Below are 18,290 nucleotides of genomic sequence, written 5' to 3' on the forward strand. Positions count from 1 at the left end.
ATAGCCGTTTGAGTTCCGACTCTGGCTATTCTAGGAACTGACTTAATGAGTAAAATATGATGATAACGATGGATGCTGTTGACCTAACCCAAGATGAAATAAATTTTATAAAAACAAGGAAACCAACAAAACAATTAGCATTTGCTTTATTATTTAAATGTTACCAAGAAAGTCATAAATTTTTAGATGACTTAACCAAAATACCAGGACATATTACCAATAAGCTTGCCCACTTACTCAATGTTCCCCCCATAATTAGCAAAATATCATTAAGAACCTATGGTAATTATATTTCATTAATTAGAAAATATTTTAAAACATCATTCTCTAAAAAAGCGCATTATAAAGAGCTTGAAGGGTGGATCAAGAACAAGATTCTGCCAACTAATCACATAACTGAAGAGGAAATAGAAGCCCTCGCTATACACTATTTAAAAGAAAGAGGCATTGAGTCATTTAAAGAAAAAACCATGGCACGAATCATTCTTGATGCCACGAATGCTTTTGAGAATGAACTGTTTGAAACACTAAAGAACTCCTTGTCGCCAGAAGATGAGGCTCAGTTGAATGGTTTATTATTACCTTACAAAGATGGCTTATCTTATTTAGGCTGGATAAATAAAGAGATCAATAATCCATCGCTTGATTCAATGTTGGTTTTAATGGAACAACTATCTATTTTGAATCGGTTTAATTTTGATCTAGCCACCATCAGATTAATTCCAAGAAAAAGGATACTTCACTATTCAGACGCATTTACACGTTTAAATCCTAGTGACTTAAAACAAATGACCGATAATAACCGATGCGCTCATTTGCGCATACATAGCCACATCAGAAAAGAACAGCTTACTGATAAAATAATTGATGTGTTCAATCGTATTATCCGAAATGTGATCCATAAATCAGAAAAACGTGTTGTTAAAAAGCTTATTAATGATGTAAAAAAAGTCTATGGTAAAGACACTATCCTTTTTAATATAGCCGAAGCGTGCCTAAAACAGCCAGATGGAACCATACGAGATAAAATTTTTCCTATTGTTGGCCAGGATAAATTAAGAAATATTATTGATGAGTATAAGAAAAAAGGGCCTAAGTACCAGAGCCTACTTCATCAACAAATTAGAAGCTCGTATGCAAGTTATTATCGACGTATGATTCAACCTTTATTAGAAAACGTTGTTTTTCGTTCTAATAACTCAGAGCATCAACCAATACTCAATGCATTGGCACTAATCAAAAAATATTTTGATAGCAACAAAGTTTATTTCCCAGATAATGAAGATGTCCCGATGGATTGCTTGCCAGATAAATGGCAAAAACGCATTGTTGATGCCCATACCGGAAAAATTAAACGAATTTGTTATGAAGTTTATGTTCTAAAAAAACTTGCGGATCGTATTAGATGCCGTGAAATATGGATTGATGGATCTTTCAAACATCGAAACCCAGATGAGGATTTGCCTAATAACTTTGAAGAGAATAAAGAAGAATATTTTGATGATCTCTCTTTACCTCTTGATGGAGATGTTTTTATTGCTCAATTAAAGCAAAAATTAATAGGCGCACTAACGGCTTTGAATGATAACATTCCGAAAAACTCAAATGTTCGAATAAGTCCTCAGAATGGTGGTCGTATTATTGTCACACCTCTTACACCTCAAGCCGAATCAAAAAACATTGGAATTATAAAAAAGCATTTACAAGAAAAATGGGAAGGAACCAATCTAATTGATATGTTTAAAGAAGTTGATTTGGAAAATCGGTTTACCCATGATTTTATTTCTTATGGCCAGAAAACCTATTTAAAACCAAATGAAATTTCAGAAAGGATCTTACTTTCTATCTATGGGATGGGCACAAATGTTGGATTAAAACATATGTGCGCTGGAAATCCGCATGTCAGTGACTACCAGCTTCGACATATTAAAAACTATTTTTTATCCCCTGATAATTTAAAAAATGCACAGAGTAAAATAGCAAATGCATTATTTAAAATAAGGCTAGAAGAGATATGGGGCGGCATGCCAATAGCTGTTGCCAGTGATTCCACGCAGTTTTCAGCCTACTTTCAAAATCTGATTTCAGAATACCATAATCGCTATGGAGGAAGAGGCGTGATGATTTACTGGCATGTTGAAAAAAATGCCTGTTGTATTCACTCACAACTAAAAAGTGTGTCAAGCTCTGAAGTTTCAGCCATGATTGAAGGTGTTTTAAGACACTGCACAGAAATGTCCGTTCAAAAAAATTATGTAGATACTCATGGCCAAAGCGAAGTTGGTTTTGCCTTCTCGTATCTTTTAGGATTTTCCTTGATGCCACGGCTTGCCAATTTGAATAAACAAAGATTAGCACAATGTGAACTTGGTGATTATCAACAATATAAAAATTTACAGCCAGTTTTGACTGACACCATTAATTGGCAGTTAATTAAAGACCAATATAGTCAAATAGTTAAATATACTGCCGCAATGAAGGCAGGCCATGCTGATCCAGAATCTATCCTCCGACGTTTTAACCAAAACAACTTAAAACATCCAACTTATATGGCATTATCTCAATTAGGTAAGGTATTAAAAACTATTTTCATTTGTAATTATTTAATGCACGAATCCATCCGACAGGAAATTCAGGAAGGATTAAATGTTGTTGAGCTTTGGAATGGCGTTAGCAAGTTTATTTTTTATGGCCGCGCTGGGGAAATTTCATCTAACCATGAAAAGGCTAAAACATTATCTGTAATGTCCCTACATCTTTTGCAATTATCAATGGTTTATATCAATACGTTAATGATTCAGCAAATTATAAAAGAACATGGTTTAAAAGATATACTGACAAAGGAGGATAAACGAGCATTAACCCCCCTTATTTACGAACATGTTAACCCGTATGGTTTATTTCCATTGGATTTATCAACACGCCTTCCTCATCTTCATTATAAGGCAGCTGCATAATGGAACAAATATCGGCTAAAAAAATGGCTCAGAAGGTTTCAAGTCTGCTGAAGACACAAAATCCTAATTATGATTATCTTCGAGACGTATTCCGGTTCGTAAGAGAAAATCTTAATATCGAAGTAACAACGACACCCAAACGCTTACCTTACGTTCCCACTGAGGATGAAATTAGACTCTTTTATAAAACTGTTTGGGAATCTCACGACATTATACCGATGCTGATTGTTAAAGTTTTGCTTTATACAGGGATAAGAGTCAGCGAATTAATTAATATACAGTTATGCGACATTGATTTAACCAATTGCCGAATAAAAATAAATCAGGGTAAGGGAAAAAAGGATAGGGTTGTACCTTTTTCACCAGCATTTAAAGAAACATTAGCGCTTCATTTAAAACAATATAAAAATGAAAACAGGATATTTTTATTTGAATCAGGATTTAGACGGCATTATACCGATCGTGGAATTAGAAAAATACTAATGCGATATACCAGACTTGCAGGCATTGAGCGATCCATATCCCCCCACAAGTTAAGACATTTTTTGTTTACTTGGCTTAAGAAGCAAAACATTGATGACGCTTTTATTCAACCTTACTCAGGCCATGCTAAAAGAGATTCTCTTGAAATATACTCCAAGTTAAGCCTAGCTGATGCACAAGATAAGTATAACGATGTAATTGGGGATTTTCCGATATGAGATTTTAGATTTTGCATCAGGGCGCAAGTTCCGGAGCGCTAGGCCTAATGAACGTTTGAACGTTAGTCCTGAAACGGTAGATGGAAATCACAAACGTTTGCTTTCCTTTGTGAACCATCAAAATTATCCCGAGATGCTAAGGCGTTTGACCCGTGAAGCCACAGTAATTAAAGCCAAGAACATGTCATCGACCTTCAACATCACGCAAATTAAAACAGACCCCAATAAACTTACCGCAATTGTATCGGGCACCTTGAAACGCTATGTGGGACTGCAAGCGTTAACTGAAGAACGTAAAACCTATCGATTGCAATTTCACTATCGAAACAGTCGCTTGTCCATCCTTAACTTTTCGCTGATGAAGGAGAACAAAGATGCATAACTCTTTAGGTATCGCTTTGGTATTAGCTTCCATGATGGCTCAAGCCTCCAGCAGTATTCCTGTTAAAAACAACAGTGATATTGCCTTGACCTTAAGCCAAAGTAATTACAATCGCATTGTGGTGAAGAACGATAAAATAATGGAGGCGGTGTTTCCTCCAAACAGCATGGCCGTCAAACGAGATGAGCACGATGATGAATTGTGGTCTCAGGTAAAATTAGAAAGTAAATGTATTTATTCTTGGCAGGATGCTGTTGTTAGATGGTTAAAAGAAAATGAGCACAAAAGGAGTTTGAAGGACGATATCATGCATTTACGTTGGCTAGATCCTTATCTTAGAGGATTTCAGCTGCATGAAATTACTCGCGATATACTTGAGGAAGTGGCCATCAAGAAGGAGGATACAGGAGTAACGCCAACCACGATTAATCGTATGCTTGAAGTAGTGCGGGCTATATTACGTAAAGCTCAGATGGAATGGGAGTAGCTTGATAAGGTTCCAGTAGTGCGTATGCGACATTTTGAGAAACAACGCATTCGATGGTTAACTATAGAGGAAGCTAATCGTTTACTCAATGAATTGCCTGCACATTTAAAAGATATGGCTGACTTTAGCTTATCTACTGGTTTGCGTGCTTCGAATGTTACTGGATTAAGGTGGAATGATGTAGATCTCATTAAGAGACATGCTTGGATTCACCCTGATCAAGCGAAGGCTAATAAAGCAATCCCGGTTCCGTTGAATGCTCATGCATTAGCTATTCTTAAAAGACGTCGAGGTTTACATACGGATTATGTGTTTACTTATCAAGACAAACAAATTCGACAATGTAATACTAAAGCTTGGAGAAAGGCGTTAGATCGTGCAGGGATAGAAAATTTTCGTTGGCACGACTTGCGTCACACGTGGGCCAGTTGGCATGTTCAAAACGGAACATCACTCCAAGAGTTGCAACAATTAGGAGGATGGTCTAGTTTTGAAATGGTGTTACGTTATGCCCATCTTTCTGGGGAGCATTTGCGAGATGCTGCAAACAGAATTAGTGGGCTTCATGTAACGTTTTGTAACTAGTTTTACAGAAGAATTTGAAAAAGGTGTTACAAATTTGCTACATACCCCTTTTTCATTTTTCGTAAAACACACGTAAGTACTTGATTTAATGGCGCGCCCGGAAGGATTCGAACCTCCGACCCCCTGGTTCGTAGCCAGATACTCTATCCAACTGAGCTACGGGCGCGTTGATTGGCGGAGAGAGAGGGATTCGAACCCTCGATGGGATTTCTCCCATACTCCCTTAGCAGGGGAGCGCCTTCGACCACTCGGCCATCTCTCCAATCAATGGTTGCGCAGTATATCAGGTATTTTAATGTCGTCAATATATGTTGCAAACTTATTGAAATCTTATCTTAGTTGAATAAAGCAATAAAAGCATCAGTATGATTTTAAAAAATACAAAATATGTTCATAGATATAAAACTGTGTTAATACCATAAGATAGAAACTAACTTTTGAATTGCCTATGTGGTATACGGAAATTTTACAGTATCAAGCTAAAAAAATTTGCAAATCAAATAAGGAAATGGCGGAGCGATTTATTACTCATTTAATTAATTTAGTAGAAACGCGGTGGGATTATGAGTTTGAGTTAATGGCGATATTGGGTTTTATTAAGGATTTATATTTGTTTGCAGAAAATAATCAATATAGAGATGTTTCTTTATCTGAGTTTTCCAGAGTATGTATGGGCTTACTTATCCTTCATGTGAAGAATGCTGATGACCATGTTGTTTACGTTAGTGATTTTATACCTCTTTGTAAAGATGAAATCGTATTTACAGCTATGGATATACAAAATGAAGTAAATAAATTAAAAAATAATGTCCACAAAAAGATGCATTGGACGACATCTATAAATTTTCAGAAAGTTATCGCTTCTACTCTGAATAACGTTTTTTTAAGAATGTTACTCGGCATCGAAAAAGAAGTATTTTTGAATCTTGATCATCATGTCTCAGTGAATGTGGAGCAATTAATCATTGTATTTCGTATGTTAATAGCAGAGGCAAGAGATCCGCATCAGCTTGTTTGTCAGTTGTTATTTCTTTTAGAGTCATTGGAGCAACAAGATGGAAAATTTGATCGGTTTATTTTCGAATTAAGAAAAAGTGAAAAAAAATTATTACCTCTAGTAATTGATGAAATACGTTTGCACCTTGAAGAATATCTCACAAAAACAAAACTCCATTTTAAGGTACATTTTTTTGGCTGTTCCACCTCAAACTCTCTTCATGATCGAGAGGTTACAGAAATAGTTGAGAAAATTAAACGAAAGGAATTAGAAAATATTGATAGTATTCTAGAAAAATTATACGAAATTGAAATTGTTAATCCAAAGGATAAACTCATTAGTACGATACAACTCTTAGAAAATAAGTATCGGACCCATATCTGTCAAATCTAAACATGAATGCTTATTTATTCAACTATTTGGGTTTATTTATTTTTTATTTAATGTTTTATAAAATTTCCAAATTTTCATGTTTACTGCTACTCTTTAACATTCATAAATCGGGTTAATATTGAATTAAGAGAATATTGCTCGTGTCATGCCTGCTTTTGAGAAGATAATAAATGTGATTGCCGTGACATGAACGCATAGATAAATAAGGAGGATCAATGAAACAGCAGTCAAATTTAAATGGTCGGAATGTTTATGTTGTTGATGGCAATCGAACGCCATTTCTTAAAGCCAAAGGAATAGGTCCTTTTTCGGGATCAGATTTAGCTGTGGCTGCAGGTATAACATTATTAAATCGACAGCCGTTTTCTCCCGTAGAACTGGATGAGGTAATTATTGGTAGTGCCATGCCTGGTCCGGATGAGGCCAATATTGCACGAGTAGTTGCCTTGCGTCTAGGTTGTGGTAATAAAGTTCCTGCATTTACTGTAATGAGAAATTGTGCTTCTGGCATGCAAGCCTTAGATAATGCTGCAATGCAAATTGCGAATGGACGCAGTAACTTAGTTCTTGCTGGTGGGACTGATGCGATGAGTCATGCTCCTTTATTATTTAATCAAAAAATGGCCTCTTGGTTGGCCAGTTGGTATGCTTCTAAAAGTATTGGTCAAAAATTGGGTCTTATGACGCAATTCAGGCCTTCTTTTCTTGCTCCTGTTATTGCATTACTTCGCGGACTCACCGATCCTATTGTTGGTATGAACATGGGGCAAACAGCTGAAAAGGTTGCTTATCGATTTAACATCACGCGTGAGCAAATGGATGAATTTGCTTGTCAGAGCCATCTTAGATTAGCGCAAGCATATAATGAAAGCAAAATGACAGAAGTATCACCAATTATTGACTATAAAGGGCGGATTTATGCCCAAGACGATGGATTAAGGGCGGATTCGACGGTAGAAAAACTAGCTAAATTAAAACCTTTTTTTGATAAAAAATACGGTATGGTAACTGCAGGCAACAGCTCTCAAATAACTGATGGCGCATGTTTGTTATTGCTTGCTAGCGCTGATGCAGTGAAAAAATATGGTCTGTCCGTTATTGGCAGAATCGTAGATTCACAGTGGTCTGCGCTTGACCCTTCAAAAATGGGACTGGGTCCAGTTCATGCGGTAACACCAATCCTACAAAGACAAAAACTAAAGCCAAGTGATATGGATTGTTGGGAGATTAATGAAGCATTTGCTGCGCAAGTTCTTGGATGTATTGCGGCTTGGAATGATGATGATTATTGCCGCACTCATTTAGGTTTAGAAAAAGCTTGGGGTGGACCTACATTAGATAAATTAAATCGTGAAGGTGGAGCAATCGCGGCTGGACATCCAATAGGTGCAAGCGGAGCTAGGATTGTATTACATGTATTAAAATCATTAGAACAAAGAAATGAGTTGCGAGGCATGGCCTCTATCTGTATTGGTGGAGGACAGGGTGGGGCAATGTATCTTGAACGAGTGACTGAGGTGAAAGGACATGAATAATTATAAACATTGGGACTTGCAACAAGACAATGACACTATTTTATGGTTGGGTTTAAACAGAAAAGATACTACTGTAAACAGTATCAATGAAGAAGTATTAGATGAATTGAATAGTTTGCTCCATGAAGTTTCACAAAATAAGAATGCTATAGGTCTAATTATATATTCTGCTAAGGAAAAGGGATTTATTGCTGGTGCAGATGTAAACGCTTTTTCTAAATTTGAAACAACTGCGCACGCGGTAGATTTTTTACGAAAAGGGCAAGCAGTATTTACCAGATTACAAGCATTAACAATTCCTAGTGTTGCTATGATCGATGGCTTTTGTATGGGAGGAGGGTATGAGTTAGCTTTAGCTTGTACTTATCGTATTGCTACTGATGAAAAAGATACCCGAATTGGTTTGCCTGAGGTGATGCTTGGAATACATCCGGGTTGGGGCGGTTCCGTGCGTTTACCGCAACTGATAGGGGGATTTAATGCCTTATCCCAGGTTATTTTAACAGGTAGCGCGGTTTCCGCTGCAAGAGCGAAAAGTTTGGGTATGGTTGATGATGTGGTCCCTGTGCGTCAGTTAAAACGAGCTGCAGTATATTTTATTAAAAACAAACCTGCGAAGCATAAGCCATCATTAATACAAGGAATTACCAATAATGCATGGGTGCGAAAACCTCTTGCGGCTTTAATGCGCCGTAATGTTGCCAAACGAGTCCGGAAAGAGCATTATCCAGCGCCTTATGCGATTATTGATTTATGGGAACGTGAGGGAGGAATAGGGGATAGGGCTTATTTAAAAGAAATAGATTCCGTAGAACATTTAGTATCTACGGGAATTACCTCAAAAAATTTAATCCGAGCGTTCACTTTACGTGAACGATTGAAAGGTTTTGCCAAAGGGAGTGATTTTAAGGCTAAGCAGGTACATGTTATCGGAGCAGGAGTGATGGGAGGTGATATCGCTGCCTGGTGTGCATTGCGAGGACTTAAGGTCACGTTACAGGATCAGACTTATGTTCAAATTGCTCCTGCGATTGGCCGTGCTCATGCTTTATATAAGAAAAAATTACGTAAACCAAGACTGATTCAAGCCGCAATGGATAATTTAATACCTGATCCAGAGGGTTATGGTATTGCACGAGCTGATGTAATCATCGAGGCTGTTTTCGAGAATCTTGCCGTTAAACAAGAAATTATGAAAAAAATCGAAAAATTTGCTAAAAAAGATGCCATTATCGCTACGAATACATCAAGTATTCCATTAGACGAAATGAGCAGTGTTATGGATGATCCTCAACGTCTTGTTGGAATTCACTTTTTCAATCCAGTAGCAAAGATGGATTTGGTTGAAGTTGTGAGTAGTGATCGAACTTCTAAGAAAGTTGAACTTAATTCCTGTGCGTTTGTTAATCAAATTGGTAAGCTTCCTTTGCCGGTTAAGTCCAGCCCGGGATTCTTAGTAAATCGAGTATTAATGCCTTATTTGATGGAATGTGTTCAATTATTGGATGAGGGGTATAGTCCAGAAACAATAGATGAAGCAGCTTTAGCTTTTGGTATGTTTATGGGACCAGTTGAATTGGCAGATACTGTTGGCTTGGATGTTGGTTTGGCTGTGGCTGAAAATTTAACGGGACATTTTGGTGGCACTGTTCCTCAGAAGTTACGTGACATGGTTCAACAAGGAAAACTTGGTCGCAAGTCGGGTGAGGGCTTTTATCAATATAAAAATGGTAAAGCCATTAAAAAACGACCAAACGTTGCTATAGACGCTCATATTGCAGATCGGTTAATTTTAAGAATGGTAAATGAGTCAGCTGCTTGTTTACGCGAGGGAGTTGTTGCTGATGCTGATTTACTTGATGCAGGTATGATATTCGCGACAGGTTTTGCTCCATTTCGTGGGGGGCCAATGAATTATGCCAAGGATTTTGGAGAAAATAATTTGGAAAAATTATTTAAGACTTTAGAGTCAAAATACGGGGAACGTTTCAAAGTGGATGAGAGCTTATAAATTTTCTTATTGAGTAAGCATAAGTAACTTGGGGGAAGCACTAGTTAAACCTGGGAGAAAATATAGGGACTCACTTTGTGTCACCTTGGTACGTTTCGAGATATGATTAAAAATGTGCTTAAGTAAAAACAGACTGTGTTTTTTGATTTTTTTACAATTCGTTGGATTTTTCATTATTGCTCATGCAACTACGTTGGTTTTGCCTACTACAGGAGACGTAGTAGGCGAACCACAATATGCTTTGTCTGAAAGTCTTGAAACCATTGATGAAATAGGAAAACGTTTTGATGTAGGTTATCATGAGTTAATTAGAGCTAATCCGCATATTGATCCTAGGCGTACTTTAGCTTCTAATTCACGGCTGATTATTCCTTCGCAGCATATTTTGCCTCCTGTTCCTCGAAGGGGAATTGTAATTAATTTAGCTGAATACAGACTTTATTATTTTCCTGAAAATGAAAATGTAGTACTTACTTTTCCTGTTGGTATAGGACGTAAAGGATGGAAAACCCCACTAGGAGTAACCAAAATTGTTGCTAAGGTAGCCAATCCTAAGTGGAGACCAACAGAAAATTTACGTGCGGAAGCTGAAAAAAATGGTGATTTTCTTCCTGAAGAGTTTCCTTCAGGTCCCTATAATCCATTAGGTCAATATGCTCTACGATTAGGATGGCCTACATTTCTTATTCATGGTACTAATAGACAGGATGGAATAGGTGCTCGTGTAAGTGCGGGATGCATAAGGATGTATCCTAATGATATTGAGCTTTTATATCGCTTAGTTCCAGTCGGAACTCAAGTAAGAGTCATTAATCAACCCGTAAAAATAGGTATACAAGATGGCGATTTGGTTCTACAGGTATACCCTATGCTTAGTGAGCAGCGCAACATACAGTTACATACCGTGATAGAAAAACAATTAGCTGTTTTTAATAAAGTGAACTGGAATAATAAAGTAATTCAAAATGAGCTTGCTTTTCCATCAGGATTAGTGCGAAAAATATAAGGTATAACTGAGTTTGAGTTTCGGCTAAGACGTGGAACTCATTTAAGAGTCATTCAAGAAGGTACTTTCTCTTTCAGGCTCTTTCTCTGTTTTACACTTATTAAAAAAATAGTAGCTTATCAACAAAACAATAAAGCTACCTAAGATATCAGTTAGATAATGCCATCCTAGAAGCACGCATGATGCGATTAGAAATAGATTAATAATTGATAAAGCAACCCATATAATTTTCCAATCTCGAACTAAGTTTACACATAATATTGCCCAGATAGCGTGAAAAGAAGGAAGGGCAATAAGTCCTCCATCATTTGTAGTAGGAATAATATAATGATGAATTTGTTCAAACTTAAGGCCTGTGGCTATTTGTGAAATAGAAAAAAGCGTACTGTTTAAAATACTTGCTGGAGCTGTAGTTGGAAAAAAATAATAAAATGAAAATCCAATTAAGGTTGTACACAATAAATAGAAATAATATTCTCGAACTAGATGAAAGTGGCATGTAAAAATGACAAATAAGGGTAAAATGCTCATTTGATAGGTTAAGCTATCATAAGTGACACCAAGCAAGTATTTAAACTTTGGGTGGTTATTTGTCCAAACCACAAGTGAATCCATAGGTAAATGTAAATAATTTTCAAAATTAACAATGGACTTGTCTATGGGGGGAAAGGGGGTTAATTGCACTGCATTGGTTGCTATCGCAATCAAACACATTATACCGAATAAGTAAAGGAGCTCTTTTCCAATTTGTCTGAACTTGCTTCCTTTTTGAAAATAAAGTATTAAACCAAAATTGAAAAGCAATAAGACAGTTGCTAGAAAAGGAGTGCCTCCCGGAAGGTAATTATTCCCCTGATATTTAAAAAAAAAGTGATTTATCAAAAAAACAATAGCAGACAGTGCCAGCATTAGTCCAGCAAGAATGTTAATTGGCCGTGATGATATTTGGTTCATTAAATTAATTATTCGACTGTATCTAAAAGTTGTTTTTGCTTAATTGCATGAAAAATTTCTTCCCTATGCACATTCACTGATCTAGGAGCATCAACTCCAAATTTGATATTCCCAGGTTCTTGTGTCTTAAAAGCTAAAATTTTAACAGATGAATTGCCAATATGAATCATTAAAGGTTCTTCAAACTGAAGAGAAATTATATCCATTAAAAACCTCTATAACTTTCGGTTAAGTTGTAAGTCCATAATATTTATCCAGTGCACGGTAACCTAATTTATAGATATTTGCCACTATAAATTGAGATAAATGAGTAAAAAAAATTTGGATTATAGTTTTAAGTACTAAAATTTATAAATTTCTATTTTTTATGTATCCTACACATTGTAAGAGATAGTTAAAATAGTTATAATTGGCAGCTTTTTTAAAACCTTGCCTTACTGTTACCATTAAATAACAGAAGGCTGAATCCATAAGGAGAACTCATGAGACATTATGAAGTTATGTTTCTTGTGCACCCTGATCAAAGCGAGCAAGTACCTGCGATGGTTGAGCGCTATGAGGGGATCATAAGCAAGCACGCTGGTGTAATCCACCGAAAAGAAGATTTAGGTCGTCGTCAATTAGCTTATCCAATTTGTGATGTACATAAAGCACATTATATTCTTATGAATATTGAATGCAGCCTTGAAGCTCTTGAAGAGATTAAAAATGCATTCAAATACAATGATGCAATCATCAGAAACTTAATTACACGTCAAAAACAAGCGATTACTACTGAGTCTGTTTTGATGAAGAAAGAAAAAGAAACCAGAGCAGCTTAGAGGAGTCATTTATGTCAGCTTATTTTCGTAGAAAAAAAATGTGCCGTTTCAGCGCGGAAGGCGGCAATGAAATTGATTATAAGGATATCAATTTGTTAAAAAATTATATTTCTGAAACAGGAAAAATAGTACCAAGCCGTATTACTGGAACACATACTCGTTTTCAAAGGCAATTAGCAAGAGCAATTATGAATGCCAGATTCCTTGGTCTGTTACCTTATTGTGATAGTCATAAATAAATCAAATGAAGCGCGCGGGTAATTTTATAACAAAACAATGCAAGGTAATGCTTGAAAATAAACAGTATGCCATTGTTTGTGCTGCAGTTTGCTCGGTGTTGCCATTTGTGTCCTGGCTTTCAGTTGCTTTAGTTTGTTTAGTAACGTTAAGAAAAGGTGCAAAGTCCGGTTTTGATATTTTATTGCCTGCATTAGTGATTCATTCTGTCCCACTGATGATGTTGATACCATTGTCTGGTGCGTTAATTAATACTCTTATTGCTTATGTGCCCTGTTATTTTGCAGCACTCTGTTTGCGGAAAACTGGCAAATGGCAAGTGGCATTTGGAGTATTCTTTATACAAGTGTTTTTGGGATGTTTGCTTCTTCAACTTTTAGCACCTAATTTTATCACGGAGCAGTTTGAGCAATTTAAAATGCTCATCATACAATACCAGGAATTAGTTGAAAGTTCTCTCGATGGTATAAACTCATCGATTTTAGCACAACTGTTTTTCGGCATTCAGGTATTAAGCGTTATTATTTCGTTAGTGATGTCGTTGATGGTTGCTCGTGCAGTGCAAGCTAAATTGTTTGTACCCGGGGGCTTTAAGAATGAGTTTATGACATTTCGAAGTGGCAAATTATCATTTTTAGTTCTTTTGGGGATTTCTTTGGCTTCTTACTATGAAATTCCTTTGGCTATCAATGTCCTTCCTTTGGTGCTTTGTTATTTTGTACTCGCTGGATTTACTCTGGTTTGCTTTATTTTTTCTCGTAAAGGCCAGGTTAGTATATTCATTCTGTTAATGTTATTAATATTATTGAAACCAACTTTTGTATTATGTATCTACATTGTCCTTGGTTCATTAGATAGTTTAGTTAATTTTAGAGCGTACCTCCCATCAAGGGTAGGCGAATCAATTTAAGGGGTTATTGAGATGGAAGTTATCTTATTAGAAAAAGTGAGAAATTTAGGTAACCTAGGTGATAAAGTTAATGTAAAAGCAGGTTATGGTCGTAATTTTTTAATTCCACAAAATAAAGCTGTTTTTGCTACACCTAAAAATATCGAAATATTTGAACAACGTCGAGCTGAACTCGAAAAGAAAGCACAGCAATCTTTATCTATTGCCGAACAACGTGCTGCTAAGTTAAATGATATTCATGTAGTTATTAGTGCCATGGCTAGTGACGAAGGTAAGTTATACGGTTCTGTAGGTGTTAATGAAATCAAAGATGCTTTAATTGAAAAGAATATCGAAATAAGCAAGCGTGAAATCGTGATGCCAGAAGGTCCTTTGCACTCAATTGGCACTTTTGTTGTTGAAATACATGTACATAGTGATATTATTGCTAACTTAAATATTGAAATTGTTCCTGCTAAGTAAAGAAAAATGCAAAGAAGTAAAAACATGTTCAACTTTGTTCAAAATTACAAATCATTACTGCTCTATAAAAAATTTAGCGACTAGAGCTGGGAATGGTATTCGTTCAGGGGGTATGCTTGCCTCTTGGTGAAAGGCGGTATTTGAGCGCAGATTGCGCGAAAAATGCCGCCTTCGGTACATAAGGAATCCTTATAATTGCATAGATAGAGTATCTGATCTCTTGGTGAAAGACTGGGTTTGAGGGTGGTTACCTTTGCTAAAAGTATAGTGCTTTTGGGTTTCAAGAATATAGTATGATTAAAATATCAGAATCCTACTCAGAGCAATTAAAGCAAGAGCTGTATTTAAACCTGCCCAAATATAAGCAGGGTGTTGTCCCTTGTGCCCAGCATAATAAGAGTAGATGGCAATAAATGTACTGCCAGAAAAAAATATCCATTGATTATTATAGGCTAGTCCTATTGAGAGAAAAGCAACTCCTAAAATTCCTAGTACTAAAAAGATTTTTACCTTACCAAATACAATATAGAAGGTTAATAGCTGAGCACAGAGTAGTATGGGTAGAAAAAGTTGAGTATATGGTCCGATCCTAAGAAAAATTGCTAAGTGTCCTGCTATAAGAATAAGCTCAAGAGCAACATAAAAAAATAACTTATAATAAATTGCTGTCGAAAGTAATGCGAGAGCACCAGCAATATAATAAACATGGGACGGCTTTTGAGTGGTTCCAAATAATATTATGAGTGTTCCAATCCATCCCAATAAGATAAATAGTTTTTTAACCACAAATCACCATTTTAAATAAATACCCTTTGCTACAGAATCTTGGATAATTTCTCCTTGTGGTTTATTAAATGAGATCCAATAATTTCCCATGTTGCTTAGGGCGAATTTTACTCTTGGGTATTGACATACTTCTAATACATCTTGGCAAGCGACGAGAACTGAGTTTTCATCGGTGCGTTTATAGCATTTAAAATTTAAATTTTTGACATCAGATGCAAATGCTCCCCAGCTCATTGGATCTAAAGAGGCATGTAAGGGCGGGTTCATAAAAGCTTCTTCGGTATTTAAACGTTCCAGTTCAATTTTACTGTCAGAATGATTTTGTATCAGATAATAAGACTGATTCCCAGTTTCGTTTAAAATTAAATAATTTTGATTATATCCAAAACCTGTCACTTCACATCCACGTGGGAATTGACCAGCAGCGTCAACGGAGCTAACTAGTATTATAGAGAGAATTAACGATTTATTGATTTGATGAAACAAAAACATAATGAACCTCAATAAGTAAATTTTTGGGTTATTTTAATCATAAAAAAAACAAAGTCTATCTTACAGGAAAAAAGAAGTTTATTCTTTATGTGCGGTCATTTTTGCTTTAATTAATGGATAATAAGTCCTATAAAAACTTAAAAACAAATACATTGCAACATAAGCCATAGAGAGGCTAAGGCAGATAATATTGGGGTTAGGGTAACTAATGAGCAAACAAATCGAACTTATAGCATAAACAATAGAACAAATATGCATCAGTATTTTTAATATCTTTGATTCTGTTAAGTAATCGAGTCTCGAAGGATAAACGTATTTTACAGGCACAAAAATTAGTATAGAAAGAATAGCTAATATTATGGCATTAGTTGTTGCGGAAGTATTAAATATAAACATATATAAAATAGCCACATTCCAATAACACGGAAATCCTTTAAAAAAATGATCTGGTGTTTTTGCATCTGATTGACAAAATTGATAAGCAGAGGTAATCGTGACTGCTGCAATCAGAAAAACCGAATATTGAGGTGGGAGCATATCAGGTTTCACCAGTAAGAAAAAACATGGGGTAATAACATAGTTTAAATAGTCAACAATGTTATCAAGAAGAGCTCCATCGATCTGCGGTAAAATTTTTTTAATCTCAACGAGGCGAGCAAAACTTCCATCAACAGCATCTATGACTACTGTGATTAGCATAAGCCATAAAGCAAAAATGTATTCATGCTGATACATTTTTACTAACGAAAAAACGCCAATACACGCGGCACTTGCTGTAAAGACATGTACTGACCAAGCAGCGATGTACTGTAATGGATGGAATTTCAATTTGCTTAAATTCATCAATTATCCTAGTGTTAATAGAAATCTATTTAGTGAAAATTCTTTCTAAAACAGATTTCGAAGATAATAATTAAGTGTATTAATATATTGACCACTATTTTTTGTAAAAAGCGTAAAACATAAAAATAGTATCAATAATCAAAAGTAGTACGCAAGGAGAGTTGCTAACTTTGCGTTAAATATACTTTATTCCGTATGGAGACATAATGAAAATTCAAACAATAAATCCTACAACAGAACAAGTTTTGCAAAGTTATGATTGCCTGAGCATACAGGAAACTTATGAAAAGCTTAATAAAGGTCATGAAGCTTATTTGGAATGGAAACAAACATCATTTAGTAATAGAAGTTTATTGATGCTACGACTTGCGAAGCTTTTGAAAAATAAAACCGACGAGCTTGCACAATTAATGGCTCATGAAATGGGAAAGCCAATTACAGCAGGTAAGGCTGAAATTAAGAAATGTGCTTGGCTATGTGAGCATTATGCGGAACATGCTGAAGAATACCTTGCGCCTAAAATCATTCAAACTGAAATGAAAAAGGCCAAAGTATGTCATCTACCTCTAGGAATAGTTTTCGCCATTATGCCATGGAACTTTCCATTTTGGCAGGTATTTCGTTTTGCAGTTCCATCATTAATGGCTGGAAATGTGGCAGCTTTAAAGCATGCGCCTATTTCAACAGGTACAGGAAATAAAATAGAGCAGCTTTTTTTAGAGGCAGGCTTTCCGCCTCATGTCTTTCAACATTTAATCGTGGATAATGATGGAGCAGCAAAAGTAATTGAACATCCATCTGTTATTGCGGTCACTTTGACTGGCAGTGGGCGAGCTGGGAGTGCTGTTGCAGGTCATGCGGGGAAATTTTTGAAGAAATCAGTGTTAGAGCTCGGTGGAAATGATCCTTATTTGGTGCTAGAAGATGCTGATCTTGATTTAGCTGCAAACTGTATTGTTACTTCAAGACTAAACAATTCAGGTCAAGTTTGTATTGCTGCTAAGCGTATCATTGTTTTAAAATCTATCGAAAAAGAGTTAGTGCAAAAAATACTGGAACAAATGTCAGGATTTAAAATGGGAGATCCGCTTAATCCCGATACAAAACTTGGTCCTTTGGCTCGTTCAGACTTGAGAGATAACCTACATTTACAAGTAGAAAAATCGCTAAAACAAGGTGCTAAATTATTGTGTGGTGGTATAATTCCTGACGGTCAAGGATATTTTTATCCACCAACGTTACTAACAGGTGTAACACCAGGCATGCCTGCTTTTGATGAAGAGTTATTTGGGCCTGTTATTGTGATTATTTCAGCCAATAATGAAAAAGAAGCAATAGCCTATGCTAATCAAAGTCAATATGGTTTAGGGGCAGCTGTATTTACACGTGATTTAGAAAAAGGAGAGCATATTGCGACTTATGAAATTGATGTCGGAGTATGTTTTGTCAATGCTTTTGTTGCATCTGATCCTAGATTACCATTTGGTGGAATAAAAGAGTCTGGCTATGGTCGTGAGTTATCAAAAGAAGGTATATTAGAATTTGTAAATATTAAAACCATAGCAGTTAGTGATTCTTAATGGAGTGTACTGATAATTAATCTTCAATAAGATGGATTATCATAAAACATAATTTTTGAGCCACTCTTATCTACTGTTCTTTAGTGAGATATGAGTGGCTGGTTATTTATTTAAACAATAATTCTCGCTGCAGGGCTGAGGCAAAATCGAC

At 35.9% G+C, this 18,290-nt stretch carries 17 protein-coding genes, 2 tRNA genes and 1 pseudogene; 13 read left to right on the forward strand and 7 right to left on the reverse strand.

The genetic code is table 11. The features are described 5' to 3' along the window. The first annotated feature begins 56 nt into the window (after positions 1 to 56). The 4 genes and pseudogenes from Lgra_RS01270 to Lgra_RS17925 all read left to right on the forward strand — a co-directional run bounded on the left by Lgra_RS01270 (position 57) and on the right by Lgra_RS17925 (position 5,112). Positions 57 to 2,957, forward strand: a complete 2,901-nt coding sequence (locus tag Lgra_RS01270; RefSeq protein ID WP_058497481.1) for a Tn3 family transposase — start codon at positions 57 to 59, stop codon at positions 2,955 to 2,957. Then, the gene (locus tag Lgra_RS01275; RefSeq protein WP_058497482.1) at positions 2,957 to 3,658 is read left to right on the forward strand and encodes a tyrosine-type recombinase/integrase; all 702 of its coding nucleotides are present in this window, start codon (positions 2,957 to 2,959) and stop codon (positions 3,656 to 3,658) included. Before Lgra_RS01270 ends, Lgra_RS01275 begins: the two co-directional genes overlap by 1 nt. Before the next feature lie 55 nt (positions 3,659 to 3,713). Then, entirely contained in the window at positions 3,714 to 4,040 is a 327-nt protein-coding gene (locus Lgra_RS01280; protein ID WP_238584321.1) for a type IV conjugative transfer system protein TraE, read from the forward strand. A 34-nt stretch (positions 4,041 to 4,074) separates the two neighbouring features. Then, a pseudogene (locus Lgra_RS17925) lies at positions 4,075 to 5,112 on the forward strand (tyrosine-type recombinase/integrase). Positions 5,113 to 5,201: 89 nt separating this feature from the next. Here Lgra_RS17925 and Lgra_RS01290 read toward each other — a convergent pair. Both Lgra_RS01290 and Lgra_RS01295 read right to left on the reverse strand, forming a co-directional pair. Continuing rightward, positions 5,202 to 5,278 (reverse strand) — tRNA-Arg (locus Lgra_RS01290). Between the two features lie 6 nt (positions 5,279 to 5,284). Next, a tRNA-Ser gene (locus Lgra_RS01295) sits at positions 5,285 to 5,374 on the reverse strand. Between the two features lie 186 nt (positions 5,375 to 5,560). Between Lgra_RS01295 and Lgra_RS01300 the strand changes: the two genes are divergently transcribed. The 4 genes from Lgra_RS01300 to Lgra_RS01315 all read left to right on the forward strand — a co-directional run bounded on the left by Lgra_RS01300 (position 5,561) and on the right by Lgra_RS01315 (position 11,054). Continuing rightward, positions 5,561 to 6,502 (forward strand): hypothetical protein, encoded by a 942-nt coding sequence (locus Lgra_RS01300; RefSeq protein WP_058497483.1) that lies wholly within the window; start codon positions 5,561 to 5,563, stop codon positions 6,500 to 6,502. 215 nt (positions 6,503 to 6,717) lie between these two features. Next, a complete protein-coding gene (locus Lgra_RS01305) occupies positions 6,718 to 8,037 on the forward strand; it encodes an acetyl-CoA C-acetyltransferase (protein ID WP_058497484.1) in 1,320 nt (439 codons plus the stop codon). Continuing rightward, positions 8,030 to 10,048, forward strand: coding sequence for a 3-hydroxyacyl-CoA dehydrogenase NAD-binding domain-containing protein (locus Lgra_RS01310; protein WP_058497485.1), 2,019 nt, complete (start codon positions 8,030 to 8,032; stop codon positions 10,046 to 10,048). Before Lgra_RS01305 ends, Lgra_RS01310 begins: the two co-directional genes overlap by 8 nt. 112 nt (positions 10,049 to 10,160) lie before the next feature. Then, positions 10,161 to 11,054 (forward strand): L,D-transpeptidase family protein, encoded by an 894-nt coding sequence (locus Lgra_RS01315; protein WP_058497486.1) that lies wholly within the window; start codon positions 10,161 to 10,163, stop codon positions 11,052 to 11,054. A gap of 42 nt (positions 11,055 to 11,096) precedes the next feature. Here Lgra_RS01315 and Lgra_RS01320 read toward each other — a convergent pair whose 3' ends face one another. Both Lgra_RS01320 and Lgra_RS01325 read right to left on the reverse strand, forming a co-directional pair. Beyond that, positions 11,097 to 12,008 (reverse strand): phosphatase PAP2 family protein, encoded by a 912-nt coding sequence (locus tag Lgra_RS01320; protein WP_058497487.1) that lies wholly within the window; start codon positions 12,006 to 12,008, stop codon positions 11,097 to 11,099. An 8-nt stretch (positions 12,009 to 12,016) separates the two neighbouring features. After that, positions 12,017 to 12,214: a carbon storage regulator gene (locus Lgra_RS01325; protein ID WP_058497488.1), complete on the reverse strand. Its 198-nt coding sequence runs from the start codon at positions 12,212 to 12,214 to the stop codon at positions 12,017 to 12,019. Between the two features lie 276 nt (positions 12,215 to 12,490). On the opposite strand from Lgra_RS01325, the gene rpsF reads away from it, so the two are divergent. The 4 genes from rpsF to rplI are packed head-to-tail and all read left to right on the forward strand — an operon-like array spanning position 12,491 to position 14,438. Then, positions 12,491 to 12,829: a 30S ribosomal protein S6 gene (rpsF, locus tag Lgra_RS01330; RefSeq protein WP_058497489.1), complete on the forward strand. Its 339-nt coding sequence runs from the start codon at positions 12,491 to 12,493 to the stop codon at positions 12,827 to 12,829. 11 nt (positions 12,830 to 12,840) lie between these two features. Next, positions 12,841 to 13,068 (forward strand): 30S ribosomal protein S18, encoded by a 228-nt coding sequence (gene rpsR / locus Lgra_RS01335; protein WP_058497490.1) that lies wholly within the window; start codon positions 12,841 to 12,843, stop codon positions 13,066 to 13,068. A 5-nt stretch (positions 13,069 to 13,073) separates the two neighbouring features. Next, positions 13,074 to 13,976 (forward strand): hypothetical protein, encoded by a 903-nt coding sequence (locus Lgra_RS01340; RefSeq protein ID WP_058497491.1) that lies wholly within the window; start codon positions 13,074 to 13,076, stop codon positions 13,974 to 13,976. 12 nt (positions 13,977 to 13,988) lie between these two features. Continuing rightward, positions 13,989 to 14,438 (forward strand): 50S ribosomal protein L9, encoded by a 450-nt coding sequence (rplI, locus tag Lgra_RS01345; protein ID WP_058497492.1) that lies wholly within the window; start codon positions 13,989 to 13,991, stop codon positions 14,436 to 14,438. Between the two features lie 297 nt (positions 14,439 to 14,735). Here rplI and Lgra_RS01350 read toward each other — a convergent pair whose 3' ends face one another. The 3 genes from Lgra_RS01350 to pcsA form a co-directional block, all read right to left on the reverse strand. Beyond that, positions 14,736 to 15,224, reverse strand: a complete 489-nt coding sequence (locus Lgra_RS01350) for a hypothetical protein (protein WP_058497493.1) — start codon at positions 15,222 to 15,224, stop codon at positions 14,736 to 14,738. A gap of 3 nt (positions 15,225 to 15,227) precedes the next feature. Further along, positions 15,228 to 15,716: a hypothetical protein gene (locus Lgra_RS01355; RefSeq protein WP_058497494.1), complete on the reverse strand. Its 489-nt coding sequence runs from the start codon at positions 15,714 to 15,716 to the stop codon at positions 15,228 to 15,230. Positions 15,717 to 15,794: 78 nt separating this feature from the next. Beyond that, entirely contained in the window at positions 15,795 to 16,559 is a 765-nt protein-coding gene (gene pcsA, locus Lgra_RS01360; RefSeq protein ID WP_058497495.1) for a phosphatidylcholine synthase, read from the reverse strand. Positions 16,560 to 16,765: 206 nt separating this feature from the next. Here pcsA and Lgra_RS01365 point away from each other — a divergent pair, with 206 nt between their 5' ends. After that, positions 16,766 to 18,139: an NAD-dependent succinate-semialdehyde dehydrogenase gene (locus Lgra_RS01365; protein WP_058497496.1), complete on the forward strand. Its 1,374-nt coding sequence runs from the start codon at positions 16,766 to 16,768 to the stop codon at positions 18,137 to 18,139. Positions 18,140 to 18,290 lie beyond the last annotated feature (151 nt).

Source organism: Legionella gratiana, from assembly GCF_001467695.1.
In the GTDB taxonomy this organism is placed as follows: domain Bacteria; phylum Pseudomonadota; class Gammaproteobacteria; order Legionellales; family Legionellaceae; genus Legionella; species Legionella gratiana.